Here is a 12,399-nt window from a genome sequence, read left to right on the forward strand (position 1 = left end):
GTTTGTTTAAGTTATTTGAGTTTGACTGATGTGCATCGGAAAATCCATCCTGTGACAAACGAATTCTGACTCTGGGGCGCATTGTGACCAAACTGAACCTGATCGCTGGCGAATGGCTGGCAGGCGAAAGCGAAATCGAAAACCGCAACCCTTCTGATTTGACTGACCTGGTTGGTATGTTCGCGCAAGCCAGCAGCGACCAACTTGAAGCGACGCTGGATCAGGCGCGTATCGCGCAAGCTGAATGGGCTGCCTATGGGCTGGAACGTAAGCAGGCCGTTCTGAACGCCATCGGTAACGAGCTGATGACCCGCGCCGAGGAACTGGGCACGTTGCTCAGCCGGGAAGAGGGCAAGCCGCTGGCCGAAGGTAAGGGCGAGGTCTATCGAGCGGGTCAGTTCTTTACCTACTACGCCGCTGAATGTCTTCGTCAGATTGGGGAAAACGCCGACTCCGTTCGCCCCGACATCGAGATTGACGTGCGCCGCGAAGCGGTGGGTGTTGTCGCCATTATCAGCCCGTGGAACTTTCCAACCGCGACCGCTTCGTGGAAGATTGCGCCCGCGCTGTGCTATGGCAACGCTGTTGTGTGGAAACCGGCCAACATCACGCCTGCCTCGGCTGTGGCCCTGACCGAGATCATCGAACGTCAGGACATTCCCAAGGGTCTGTTCAGCCTGGTGATGGGCTCGGGCCGTTCGATTGGCCAACGTCTGGTCAAAAGCCCCAAGGTCAACGCGATTTCCTTCACCGGTTCGGTTCCGGTCGGCAAGGGCATCGCGGCGGCGGCGATCCAGAACCTGACCAAAGTTCAGATGGAGATGGGGTCCAAGAACGCGCTGGCCGTGATGGACGACGCGGATTTGGATCTGGCGGTTTCGCTGGCATTGGGCGGCGCGTTTGGCGGCACCGGCCAGAAATGCACCGCCTCGTCGCGGCTGGTGGTGCATGCAGGCATCCATGATGCTTTTGTCGAGAAACTCGTCGCAGGCGCGCAGGCGATGAAAGTTGGCCACGCGCTGGAAGAGGGTGTTCAGATGGGCCCTGTCGTAAGCCAGCAGCAACTAGGCGAGAACCTCGCCTATGTCGATCTGGGTAAATCTGAAGGGGCCGAACTGGTCTACGGTGGACAGCGCTTAGAGATGCCGTATGAGGGCTTCTACATGTCGCCGGGCGTGTTCCTGAACACCACCAACGACATGCGCATAAACCGCGAGGAAATGTTCGCGCCGCTGACCAGCGTCATCAAGGTTGGCAGCTATGACGAGGCGCTGAGTGTGGTGAACGACACCAATTTCGGCCTGACCTCGGGCATTGTGACTAGATCGCTGGCACGGGCCACCCACTTCCGCCGCAATGCCCGCACCGGCGTGGTGACCGTGAACCTGCCTACGGCAGGCACCGATTATCACGTACCCTTTGGCGGTCGCGGCGACAGCTCGTACGGGCCGCGCGAACAAGGCAAAGCAGCGGCAGAGTTCTATACCACCGTCAAGACCGCCTATATCAGCGCAGGCCCCGTCTGATGCGTATCGACGCGCTGCAATATGCCAACTGGTCGGAGAAGATTTTCCGCCAACTGCGCGAAGGCGGCGTGGATGCGATCCACGTCACCATCGCTTATCATGAGAATTTCCGTGAAACCGTTCTGAACTTTGAGAAGTGGAATCGCTGGTTCGAGCAATACCCGGACCTGATCATGAAAGGCCGTTGGGCCAGCGACATCGACATCGCGCGCAAAACCGGGCGGACGGCGGTGTTCTTCGGGTTCCAGAACCCCAGCCCCATCGAGGACGATATCGGGCTGGTCGAGATTCTGCATGATTTGGGTGCCCGCTTCATGCAGCTGACCTATAACAACCAGTCGCTGCTGGCGACCGGCTGTTACGAGGCCGAAGACACCGGCATCACCCGCATGGGCAAGCAGGTGATCAAAGAGATGAACCGCGTGGGCCTTGTTGTAGACATGAGCCATTCGGCGGATCGGTCGACCATCGAAGCGGCGGAATTGTCCGAGCGCCCCATTGCCATCACCCATGCCAATCCGCACGAATGGTCACCTGCTTTGCGCAACAAGCGCGATGCGGTGATCCGGGCGGTGACGGAAAATGGTGGGATGCTGGGCTTTTCGGTCTATCCTCATCACCTCAAGGACAAGTCCGACTGCACGTTGGAGAGTTTCTGTGAGATGATCGCCCGAACGGCTGAGAAATACGGTGCCCAGCATCTGGGGATTGGCACCGACCTGTGTCAAGATCAGCCCGACAGTGTGGTTGAATGGATGCGCGTGGGGCGCTGGACAAAACAGATCGACTATGGCGAGGGTTCGGCCTCGGCCCCCGGTTTCCCGCCAATGCCGGGCTGGTTTCGGGACAATCGCGACTTCGGCAACATCGAGTCCGGCTTGCACGCCACTGGCATGAACTCCGACGAGGTCGCGGGGATCATGGGCGGCAACTGGTACCGCTTCTTTGCCGATAATTTTGGGCCACAAGGCATATGATGGACCAAAGCCCGCATATCGCACGCCGCGACCCGGCCACTGTGATGCGCCTGTCCCGTTTGGGATCGTTGCATCAATGCCGTCTTAGTTTTATGCGGCAATTGACCCGTCGGATGGCTGCCGAAAACTGGACATTCACCCGCCCGGTCTTCCAGATTGATGAAAAGGGCGTCGGTCACGCGGTCTACACCGCACAAGGTCCCGAACGCGCTTATTCGTTGGTGGCGTTTGCCCATGATTTGCCACCCGAGCAACGCTCGGATCGTGTGATAGCCGAGGCATGGGACGCGACCTTTGCGTTGTTTGACGGAATTCCTGACCCGGAAGACATTGAGCGGCTTTCGCAAAACGTACCTCTGCAAGAGGCCGGGCGTGTAAGCGAAAGCGAGCTGTCCTTGTCACGGGCCAACCGCTCGGTGCGTCTGTGGGCACATGTCGTGGATCGTCTTGCCACCGGTCAGCAGCCCGACCTCGAACAGATTTACAAGGTCGGTTACCTGATGCGGACAACCGCCGTGTATGGCTCGGGCAAGTTCGGCGCGGCAGATCGTGAGAGGATTGCAGACCGAGACGAAGTCAGCGCGCCATTTCAGGCCGAGATGCTTTCGGTCTACCTGACGCGGACCTTCGTGCGCGATCTGGTGCAACATATGGCCCGCACCAAGGGTGGCGACCAGACCGCAGAGTTGAACCCGGAAATCGCGCGTTGGCTGGGCATCGGCAATTCGACCGGGCTAGGTATGGCGCCTTTCATCGTCAATCACCCGATCCTGTTCAACAACTGGATCATGGTCCGGGAAGAGGCGATCTCGCGGGTTCGGTCCATTGAGACCGCAACAGAGGCAGAAGCGGCCAAGTTTCGCAACATCTTCGCCCGTAGCAAATTGTCGATCTCGTGGTGGAAGTCCGAACATCCAATCCAGATCGAAAAGCTCGCGGCGCTGAATGCTGACTTGTGCGCAATATCGGACCATCTCGACAAGACCGATCTGACGGGCAATCAGCCCTGGGACCGCTTGATAAAGTGGTCTCAGGCTGCGCTCAGCGAAGAAGGGCAGGAGTTGCTGGCCTCGCTGATCCTTGAACCCTACGGAGAACTGGTCGATGGGCTGACCAGCTGTATGGCAGACAGCAACGGTGCGGCGCATGTGATTGATGGCACGATGACCGTTGGCGCGGTGCGCGACCTGATCCGCGCCAGCTTTGGCTGGGCAATGGATCTGGACTGGAACGCGCCCGAACACTGCGCGCGCGCTTGGTATGTGTCCGAGGAAAAGCTCGAGCCCCGGCTGGGTGAGCGGTTTGACGAACCGATTGCAGACTACGAACAGCCGCTTGCCCCGGCGCGCGACGCGGCTCTGGCCGAAAGCGCGCTTTCGGAATGGGCGGATGGTGCACCCATCGCCGAGTTCCTACTTGAACACCCTGAACACCGCCACACGATCCGTCGCGCGCAAATGAGCCGCGTCGCGCCTTACGGCGAAATTCGCGACAACACGATCAGCGCGGATGTTCTGCCGATCGACATGCTGCGTGCCAAACTCTCGTTCTTTGGTGCCACGCATTTCGATCCTCGTTCAGACCGCTGGGTACGTATCTGCATGTATGCTGGCGCGCCTTATCCCGAAGAGTTAAGCAGCAAGACTGCCGATCTGTGGGTCTATCCGGAGCTTGGACCGTGAACGTATCGCTGAATGAGGTCGAAGCCACGGCCAAACGCGCCGCGCGCGGAGCCGGATACCCCTGGGGACTGGCGGAAGAGGTCGGCAAAGCCACACGTTGGCTATGCGCGCACGGGATTGATGGCACGAATTCCCTTGCGCAATTGTTGGAGCAAGGTCTGGCGGCCTCGCTCAAGAATCACCGCCCGGTTGAGATGCAGTCGGCTTGGGCGGGGCAAGGCGTGCTTTGCCCGATCATCACGGGCGCGTTGCTTTCTGATCGGTCTGACCTGCTGCACGCAGGTCCCATACGTATTCAGAAGCTCGCAGTACCTGTTTTTCTGCTGCCCTTCGTAGCCTCGGCGGCACGCGCCCAGAATAACGTGATCACGCATACGTGCGATCTGTTCAGGGCCGCAACGGATGGCGATCGTCTGGAGGCGGGGCAGGATTGGCCATCGTTTTCTGATCACACCCAGATCACGCTGGGCGGCCAACTTACCAACCCTCGACCGCACGTGACCCGCGCATCCCCGGACCCGGTTTGCTGGGACACCCTCAACCGATTCGCCCATCGCACCTACGCGCCTGCTACCGAAGAATCCCGACTGTTGGGTGCCGGCGCTGGCCTGTCCGACAATGACTGAATGAGAGAGCGACATGATCGAAACCCGTACCCTTAGCCTTGCTGAAATCGAGGATATTTCTTTCCGTGCATTGGTGTCCGCGGGCACCAGCGAAGAAAACGCGCGCCCATTGGCAATTGCAACCGCCGCAACCGAGGCGGACGGGGTGGCGAGCCATGGTCTGGCCTATATCCCGATCTATTGCGAACATGTTCAGTGCGGCAAGGTAGATGGGCAGGCCACCCCTCAGCTGTCCCAGCCGCGCCCCGGCGTAGTGACGGTCGACGCCGCGACCGGGTTCGCCCACACGGCGATCGACACGGGATTTGAGGTGTTGACCAATACGGCGCGCACGCAAGGCGTTGCGGTGTTGGCGATCCGCAACAGCTATAACTGCGGCGTGCTGGGGTATCACACCTACCGGCTGGCACAGGCTGGTTTTGTGGGGCTTGGGTTCACCAACGCGCCCGCCTCCATCGCGCCGTCCGGAGGTGCCAAGCCCGTGGTCGGGACCAATCCGTTCTCAATCGCAGTCCCCGGAAACGATGGCCAACCCGCATTGCTGATTGATCAAAGTGCCAGCACCATCGCAAAAAGCGAGGTCATGAAACACGCACGCGAAGGCAAACCAATCCCGGTTGGCTGGGCGTTGGACGCAGATGGCAACCCAACGACCGACCCGAATGTTGGGCTTAAGGGTTCCATGGCCCCATCGGGTGGGTACAAAGGGGTTGGCGTTGCCCTGATGACCGAGGTTTTGGCTGCAGCGCTGACCGGTGCCACGCTTGGGATACACGCCTCACCTTTTTCGGGAACCGCCGGTGGGCCTCCGAAAACAGGCCAGTTCTTTATTGCAATTGACGCTTCTGCGACTGCGGATGACGCATTTTCTTCCAGAATTGTCGATCTTGTCGAAGCGATCCGATCTCAGAACGGCGCACATTTGCCCGGAGACGGCCGCCAGGCAAAGCGTTTGGTGGCCAAGAACGATGGTGTGGCTGTCAGTGTAGCGACCCTCGACAAAATAGAAGCTCTGCTGACGTAGGGCTCGATGGCGAAGCTCCGGGACGCTCATGAAGATCTTTCTGGAAATCAGGACACGTGCGAATAGGGAGGAAACACATGTCTATGAAGGAACCTTTTACCGATCTGGAGATCAAGCGATCTTCGGGCGGGTTTTATGAAGGGCACAGTGTTGAGATTGCCTTGCTGAGCAAGTCAATCATGGTCGCGCTGGTTATCTGGGCGCTTGTCTGGCCCGCAAATGCAAACGGAGTTCTTGGAAGCCTAAACTCGCGTCTGCTGGAAGATTTCAACGCCTTCTATATCATTATTGTCGGCATTTTTGTCTTTTTCCTGTTTGTCGTGGCGGCGCTGCCGCAAACCGGTAAGCGGCTTATGGGCCCAGAGGGCGAAAAACCAGAATTCTCGGATTTCTCATGGTTTTCGATGATGTTTGGCGCGGGCTTGGGCGTCGGTCTCATGGTGTTCGCTACCGCTGAGCCTTTAGGGCTGTGGGGATCGAACCCGGTTGTCATCGCGGGCGATGTCGTCGGCAATAGCGAAGACGCATTGCAGTCGGGATATCGCTACACTTTCCTGCATTACGGGTTTCACGCCTGGGCGATCTATGTGGTGACCGGCCTGTCGCTGGCCTATTACGCCTACACGCGCAACATGCCCCTGACTATTCGCACCGCGCTGACACCTCTGTTCGGCAAGCTGATGAACGGCTTCCTGGGCCACGTCGTGGATGTGCTGGGCGTGGTAGCAACCATTCTGGGTGTTTCAGTTACCATCGGGTACGGGGTTTCGCAGTTCATCGACGGCCTATACGCCATTTCGGGTATGGAATGGATGATGGATCTGACCGGTGACGCACCGGCCCCCAGCACTGTTGGTCTGCTGGCTGGCCTCATTGTGATCATGGGCCTCTCGATAATCTCGGCTGTCTCTGGTGTTGGTCGTGGCGTCAAGTACCTGTCTAACCTGAACCTGGTGTTGTCGCTGATCCTGTTGCTGGTCTTTGTTGTCTTTGGGTCGTTCCTGTTCGCGATGACGACTTACGCAACTGCATTTGTCGATTACATCCAGCACTTCATTTCGCTCAGCTTTGGTGCTTTCAATCCGCAATCGGCGGCGGCGTTTGATGCTGCCCTGCCGAGTGAAGCAGCGCCGTTTGCCGATGCGCTTTATGCCGGTGCGACCAATCCTTGGGGATCGTTTGACGGGTTTAAATCTGGCCTGGAAGGCGACGCCGCCGCGCTGCCGGAATCTGTTCTGGCTTCGGTCTACGCCGCAGGTGATCCGGGTCGGCAGTTTGGCTGGCAAGCGGGCTGGACCACGTTCTACTGGGCCTGGTGGATCGCGTTTTCGCCGTTCGTTGGCCTGTTCCTGGCGCGCATTTCCAAGGGACGCTCTGTGCGTGAGTTCATCATCGGTTGTGTCTTTGCCCCTGCGCTGGTCTGCTTTGCGTGGATGACCATTCTGGGTGGCACCGCGATCGATCTCGAACTGAATGGCACCGCCGAAGGCGCCATCATCGGGGCGTCGAACACCGCCAAGCTGTTTGTCACCTTGCAAGAGATGATCACCGGTGGGCTGTTATCCGGCATCACCGTGATGTGCGTCATCCTGATCATGACCTTCCTGGTCACCTCGGCGGACTCGGGCATTCTGGTGATGAACACCATCATGTCTGGCGGAGATCAGAACATCGGCAACAAGCACAAGATCGTCTGGGGCCTTATCCTGACAGCGGTGATTGGCGCTCTGATCCTCGCTGCGGGTGAAAACAATCCGATGGACGCCTTGCGAAATGCGATGATCATCGGTGCGCTACCCTTTACGATGGTCATGGGCCTGATGTGCATAGCGCTCGCCAAGGCGCTTTATCGCGATGGTCTGAGGCAAAAGCAGACCACAGCACCTGCGGAATAAACCTAGGCACGGGCGGTTGTGATGCAACCGCCCGCTGTCATCAGGCGCTTGTGCGCGCGTCAACTTCAACCCAATTCAATGAAAATGCCAGTGGCAGAGACGCCACGTGATCGTGCACCACTCGAAGCATTATGTCGGACGTGAAGATGGTGCTGCTGGAGAGAATTGAACTCTCGACCTCTCCCTTACCAAGGGAGTGCTCTACCTCTGAGCTACAGCAGCGCTGTGGGCGGGTGATTAGACTCAAACGAAACGCGGCGCAAGGGTGTCTGGACGGTTTTTTTCTACTCCTGTAGAGAAAGGCAATGGCAGACAAAAATTCACCTAAAAAACACGGCAAGTCCGGGGAAACGCGCGAAGAACGTCTAAAGGCGGCGCTAAAAGCGAATATGGCGCGGCGCAAGGCTCAGGCCAAGGCGCGGGCCACCTCCGGGGACAAATCCGGCAAGGACGAGGGATAAGAGCAAATGGATTCGATTCTGGTAACGGGCAATGGCCCGCTGAACGGGCAGATTCCCATTGCGGGGGCCAAGAATGCGTGTCTGACGCTGATGCCCGCGACCTTGCTCAGCGAAGAACCGCTGACGTTGACCAATGCGCCGCGTTTGAGTGACATCAAGACCATGACGGCGCTGCTGCGGTCGCTGGGGGCCGAGGTGTCTTCGCTGCAGGATGGTCAGGTCATTGCGATGTCCAGCCATGACCTGAACAGCCACACGGCGGATTATGACATCGTGCGAAAAATGCGCGCTTCGAACCTGGTGTTGGGGCCGATGCTGGCGCGGCTGGGGCAGGCCGTGGTGTCGCTACCTGGTGGATGTGCCATTGGCGCGCGACCGATGGATTTGCATGTCGAAGGGCTTGAGGCGCTGGGCGCCGAGATCGAGCTTAAAGATGGCTATCTGCACGCGAAGGTGTCGGGCGGGCTGAAAGGTGCTGTGCATGAGATGCGCTTTGCCTCGGTTGGTGCGACCGAGAACATCGTCATGGCCGCCACGCTGGCCAAGGGCACCACGGTGCTGAAAAACGCCGCGCGCGAGCCCGAGATTGTCGATCTGGTCGAATGCTTGCGCAAGATGGGCGCTCAGATTTCGGGTGAGGGGACCTCGACCATCGAAATTCAGGGTGTCGATCGTCTGCACGGCGCGACCCATCAGGTGGTGACCGATCGGATTGAGCTGGGCACCTATATGCTGGCCCCGGCGATCTGCGGGGGCGAGGTTGAGCTGCTGGGCGGGCGCATGTCGCTGGTCGAATCCTTCGCCGCCAAGCTGGATGCGGCGGGGATCAGTGTTTCTGAAACCGACAAGGGGCTGAAGGTTTCTCGTAAGAACGGGCGTGTGACCTCGGTCGATGTGGTCACCGAACCGTTCCCCGGCTTCCCGACCGATCTGCAGGCGCAGATGATGGCGCTGATGTGCACTGCCGAAGGTGTGTCCGTGCTTGAAGAGCGTATTTTCGAGAATCGCTTTATGCATGCGCCCGAACTGGTGCGCATGGGCGCGAATATCGAGGTCCATGGTGGCACGGCCACCGTAACCGGGGTCGAACGATTGAAAGGTGCTCCGGTGATGGCGACAGACCTGAGGGCCTCGGTCTCGCTGATCCTTGCCGGAATGGCGGCGGAAGGTGAGACGGTTGTCAGCCGGGTCTATCATCTGGACCGTGGATATGAACATGTGGTGCGCAAGCTGGAAGGCGTGGGCGCAAAGATCGAACGGATTAAGGGTCAATGACAGACGCAAGTTTCAAAGATGGCCGCGAGGCACCGCTGAACCTTGGAGCCGAGGATGCCGATGACCTGCGGGTGATTGCGACCCTGACGCAGGATGCGGTTTTCCCGGCGACCGAGATGACATGGCAACCCGGCCAGCGCCGCTTTGCGCTGTTGCTCAATCGCTTTCGCTGGGAAGACAAGGATGCCGCTGCCCGGCGCGGTCGCGCCTACGAGCGGGTGCAGGCCGTTTTGATGTTCGGCTCGGTTCTGTCGGTAGCCAGTCAGGGCATCGACCGCAGCGACAAGGACATGATCCTGTCACTGCTCTCGGTCGAATTCGAGCCAAGCGAGGATGGTGCGGGGCAAATCCTGTTGACCTTGGCAGGCGACGGCGCGATCCGCCTGTCGGTTGAGGCCATCGATGCAACGCTCAAGGATGTGACGCGTCCCTACAAGGCGCCTTCTGGACAAGCGCCCCATCACCCCGAGTGAAGAATAAACGTGGCATCGCTCAGGCCTTCCCGAATCCGCCACGCGGCATCGCGGTGCGGCGGGCAGCCGTGTTTGATGTATTCGACATCAGCCGTGTTCTGATCCGATCGATCCGTGACCTCTGTCGGGCGGATCATCTGGATAATCCCGAAAACCTTTCCCGCTGGTCTGCCAATAAGGATCCGGCTTCGGTCCGAAACTGGATCGATAGTGGAGCAATCCTTTGGGTCGCTACGCAAGTGGGAGTGGTTACTGCAGTGGGCGGTTTAAGTGGCGAGGGTGAGATATCTCTGCTCTATGTCGATCCCGATCACGCAGGGCGCGGGCTCGGAGCAGCGCTGCTGCACCGGTTGGAAGAGGAACTGCAAGCACGTGGCGCCTCTGAGGCGCATCTGCACGCGACCAAAACGGCACATTCGTTCTATCTGGCGCACGGCTGGCATGATGTCGGCGACCCGACGGAATGGCACGGCATCCCCCAATTCCCGATGCGCAAATCGCTGCACCCAGCGGCCTAAGGGTTGAGGCCACCCGGCCCGGGCGATAAGACCCGTTGAAACGCTTCCGGAGTCTCTCACATGCCCGCTTTCCTCGATACGACCTCCGCCGATTTCGAAACTGCATTTCAGACGCTGTTGTCCGCCAAGCGCGAGGACAGCCCCGATGTGGATGCGGTTGTGGCGCAGATCATCGATGATGTGCGGACCCGTGGTGATGCTTCGGTGATCGAACTTACCGCGAAATTCGACCGGCTGGAGCTGACGCCCGAGACCATGGCCTTTTCATCCAATGAGATCGCCGAGGCCGTCGCGCAGGTCACGCCCCAGGACCGCGCCGCGTTGGAACTGGCAGCAGAACGCATTCGTGCATATCACGAAAAGCAGATGCCCGAGGATCATCAGTGGACCGATGAGGCAGGCGCTACACTCGGCTGGCGCTGGTCGGCGGTGTCGGCAGCGGGGCTTTATGTGCCGGGCGGATTGGCTTCATACCCGTCGTCGGTTTTGATGAACGCAATACCTGCGAAGGTGGCGGGCGTAGACCGGTTGGCCATTGTCGTCCCCACACCTGAGGGTCAGGCAAACCCGCTGGTCCTGCTGGCGGCACAACTGTCGGGCGTGGATGAGATTTATCGCATCGGCGGCGCGCAAGCTGTGGCCTCGCTGGCTTATGGCACCGAAACCATTGCGCCGGTCGATAAGATCACCGGCCCGGGCAACGCCTTCGTGGCCGCCGCGAAACGCCGTGTATTCGGCAAAGTCGGCATCGACATGATCGCGGGCCCCTCGGAAATTCTGGTCATTGCAGACAAGGACAACGACCCCGACTGGATCGCGCTGGACCTGCTCAGCCAGGCCGAGCATGACGAAAGCGCCCAATCCATTTTGATCACGGATGACGCAGAATTTGGTCAAGCCGTGACGCAAGCGGTGGAAAAACGTCTTGAGACCCTGCAACGCCGCGCCATCGCCCGGGCCAGCTGGCGCGACTTTGGTGCCGTAATCACTGCGCGCGATCTGGACGAGGCTGCCGCGTTGTCCAACCGCATCGCGCCCGAACATCTGGAACTCTGCGTGGCCGACCCGGTGGCGTTAAGCCAGCAAACGATCCATGCCGGTGCCATTTTCCTTGGCCAGTACACGCCCGAAGCCATTGGCGATTATGTCGGCGGCCCCAATCACGTGCTGCCCACAGCGCGTTCGGCGCGCTTTTCGTCTGGCCTTAGCGTGATGGATTTTCTCAAACGCACAACGCTCAGCCAGATGACACCCGAAGCTTTGCGCGCCATCGGCCCGGCGGCTGAAACGCTTGCGCAATCCGAAAGCCTCGAAGCGCATGGCCTGTCCGTTTCGGCGCGCCTTAACCGGCTGAATGGCTGAAGTGACGCAATGACTTGGCACGCATGGCGCTTCTGTACGTTGCTCAATGAAAATCGTTGTTATAGGTCTGTGCAGACGCAAGGATTGTGACCGTTAAGATGACCCGTATTTCGCATATCGAACTGGACGACCGAAATCTGCCCCCGCCGACACCGGAGATCGAGCAGGAGCGGAAGGTCGCCATATATGATTTGCTTGAAGATAACTCGTTCACGCTGCCAGCGCGCGACGATCGGATGATCCCCGACGGGCCCTACCATGTGCAGCTATCAATCCGTGACAAGCGACTGGTTTTCGATATCGCCACCGAAGCCAGCGAGAAGGCGGCTGAGTTTCATCTGTCGCTTGGTCCATTCCGGCAGGTCGTAAAAGACTATTTTCAGATCTGCGAGAGCTATTTCGATGCGGTGAAAACACTGCCGCCCAGCCAGATCGAAACGATCGATATGGCTCGGCGCGGCATCCACAACGAAGGCAGCCGCGTGTTACAGGAAAGGCTGGAAGGCAAAGCTGAGGTTGACACTGATACTGCCCGCCGCCTCTTTACGCTCATCTGCGTCCTTCATTTTGGAGGCTAACG

The 12,399-nt window shown here is 59.2% G+C and carries 12 protein-coding genes and 1 tRNA gene; 12 read left to right on the forward strand and 1 reads right to left on the reverse strand.

Features of this window, described 5'->3' with window-relative positions; genetic code table 11:
• The first annotated feature begins 83 nt into the window (after nucleotides 1-83).
• The 6 genes from ACR0AW_RS18065 to ACR0AW_RS18090 all read left to right on the forward strand — a co-directional run bounded on the left by ACR0AW_RS18065 (nucleotide 84) and on the right by ACR0AW_RS18090 (nucleotide 7,730).
• Nucleotides 84-1,526, forward strand: coding sequence for an aldehyde dehydrogenase family protein (locus ACR0AW_RS18065; protein ID WP_170733852.1), 1,443 nt, complete (start codon nucleotides 84-86; stop codon nucleotides 1,524-1,526).
• A complete protein-coding gene (locus ACR0AW_RS18070; RefSeq protein WP_170733853.1) occupies nucleotides 1,526-2,503 on the forward strand; it encodes a membrane dipeptidase in 978 nt (325 codons plus the stop codon). The genes ACR0AW_RS18065 and ACR0AW_RS18070 overlap by 1 nt, the downstream gene beginning before the upstream one ends.
• Nucleotides 2,503-4,185, forward strand: a complete 1,683-nt coding sequence (locus ACR0AW_RS18075) for a hypothetical protein (protein ID WP_480439562.1) — start codon at nucleotides 2,503-2,505, stop codon at nucleotides 4,183-4,185. The genes ACR0AW_RS18070 and ACR0AW_RS18075 overlap by 1 nt, the downstream gene beginning before the upstream one ends.
• Nucleotides 4,182-4,811 (forward strand): DUF3726 domain-containing protein, encoded by a 630-nt coding sequence (locus tag ACR0AW_RS18080; protein WP_170733855.1) that lies wholly within the window; start codon nucleotides 4,182-4,184, stop codon nucleotides 4,809-4,811. The genes ACR0AW_RS18075 and ACR0AW_RS18080 overlap by 4 nt, the downstream gene beginning before the upstream one ends.
• A gap of 13 nt (nucleotides 4,812-4,824) precedes the next feature.
• Complete coding sequence (locus ACR0AW_RS18085) at nucleotides 4,825-5,835, forward strand: Ldh family oxidoreductase (RefSeq protein ID WP_170733856.1); 1,011 nt, start codon at nucleotides 4,825-4,827, stop codon at nucleotides 5,833-5,835.
• 77 nt (nucleotides 5,836-5,912) lie between these two features.
• Nucleotides 5,913-7,730 carry a BCCT family transporter gene (locus ACR0AW_RS18090; RefSeq protein ID WP_170566739.1) on the forward strand — a complete coding sequence of 606 codons (1,818 nt, stop codon included), beginning with the start codon at nucleotides 5,913-5,915 and terminating at the stop codon, nucleotides 7,728-7,730.
• A 147-nt stretch (nucleotides 7,731-7,877) separates the two neighbouring features.
• On the opposite strand, the gene ACR0AW_RS18095 is transcribed toward ACR0AW_RS18090, so the two are convergent.
• Nucleotides 7,878-7,952, reverse strand: a tRNA-Thr gene (locus tag ACR0AW_RS18095).
• Between the two features lie 83 nt (nucleotides 7,953-8,035).
• Here ACR0AW_RS18095 and ACR0AW_RS18100 point away from each other — a divergent pair.
• The 6 genes from ACR0AW_RS18100 to ACR0AW_RS18125 all read left to right on the forward strand — a co-directional run bounded on the left by ACR0AW_RS18100 (nucleotide 8,036) and on the right by ACR0AW_RS18125 (nucleotide 12,397).
• Nucleotides 8,036-8,191: a hypothetical protein gene (locus ACR0AW_RS18100; RefSeq protein WP_170733857.1), complete on the forward strand. Its 156-nt coding sequence runs from the start codon at nucleotides 8,036-8,038 to the stop codon at nucleotides 8,189-8,191.
• A 6-nt stretch (nucleotides 8,192-8,197) separates the two neighbouring features.
• Nucleotides 8,198-9,466, forward strand: coding sequence for a UDP-N-acetylglucosamine 1-carboxyvinyltransferase (gene murA, locus ACR0AW_RS18105; protein ID WP_170733858.1), 1,269 nt, complete (start codon nucleotides 8,198-8,200; stop codon nucleotides 9,464-9,466).
• On the forward strand, nucleotides 9,463-9,939 hold the full coding sequence (locus ACR0AW_RS18110) for a DUF2948 family protein (RefSeq protein ID WP_170733859.1): 477 nt from the start codon (nucleotides 9,463-9,465) through the stop codon (nucleotides 9,937-9,939). The genes murA and ACR0AW_RS18110 overlap by 4 nt, the downstream gene beginning before the upstream one ends.
• The gene (locus tag ACR0AW_RS18115; protein ID WP_170733860.1) at nucleotides 9,936-10,457 is read left to right on the forward strand and encodes a GNAT family N-acetyltransferase; all 522 of its coding nucleotides are present in this window, start codon (nucleotides 9,936-9,938) and stop codon (nucleotides 10,455-10,457) included. Before ACR0AW_RS18110 ends, ACR0AW_RS18115 begins: the two co-directional genes overlap by 4 nt.
• A 60-nt stretch (nucleotides 10,458-10,517) precedes the next feature.
• Nucleotides 10,518-11,819: a histidinol dehydrogenase gene (hisD, locus tag ACR0AW_RS18120; RefSeq protein ID WP_170733861.1), complete on the forward strand. Its 1,302-nt coding sequence runs from the start codon at nucleotides 10,518-10,520 to the stop codon at nucleotides 11,817-11,819.
• Between the two features lie 98 nt (nucleotides 11,820-11,917).
• Nucleotides 11,918-12,397: a UPF0262 family protein gene (locus ACR0AW_RS18125; RefSeq protein ID WP_170398457.1), complete on the forward strand. Its 480-nt coding sequence runs from the start codon at nucleotides 11,918-11,920 to the stop codon at nucleotides 12,395-12,397.
• The last annotated feature ends 2 nt before the right edge of the window (nucleotides 12,398-12,399 follow it).

The sequence above is a fragment of the Ruegeria sp. C5 genome (assembly GCF_056537605.1).

Bases quoted from the DNA above. Each gene is read 5' to 3' on its own strand.
- ACR0AW_RS18070 (WP_170733853.1), top strand. From the start codon at position 1,526: ATGCGTATCGACGCGCTGCAATATGCCAACTGGTCGGAGAAGATTTTC.
- ACR0AW_RS18075 (WP_480439562.1), top strand. From the start codon at position 2,503: ATGGACCAAAGCCCGCATATCGCACGCCGCGACCCGGCCACTGTGATG.
- ACR0AW_RS18085 (WP_170733856.1), top strand. From the start codon at position 4,825: ATGATCGAAACCCGTACCCTTAGCCTTGCTGAAATCGAGGATATTTCT.
- ACR0AW_RS18090 (WP_170566739.1), top strand. From the start codon at position 5,913: ATGTCTATGAAGGAACCTTTTACCGATCTGGAGATCAAGCGATCTTCG.
- ACR0AW_RS18100 (WP_170733857.1), top strand. From the start codon at position 8,036: ATGGCAGACAAAAATTCACCTAAAAAACACGGCAAGTCCGGGGAAACG.
- murA (WP_170733858.1), top strand. From the start codon at position 8,198: ATGGATTCGATTCTGGTAACGGGCAATGGCCCGCTGAACGGGCAGATT.
- ACR0AW_RS18110 (WP_170733859.1), top strand. From the start codon at position 9,463: ATGACAGACGCAAGTTTCAAAGATGGCCGCGAGGCACCGCTGAACCTT.
- hisD (WP_170733861.1), top strand. From the start codon at position 10,518: ATGCCCGCTTTCCTCGATACGACCTCCGCCGATTTCGAAACTGCATTT.
- ACR0AW_RS18125 (WP_170398457.1), top strand. From the start codon at position 11,918: ATGACCCGTATTTCGCATATCGAACTGGACGACCGAAATCTGCCCCCG.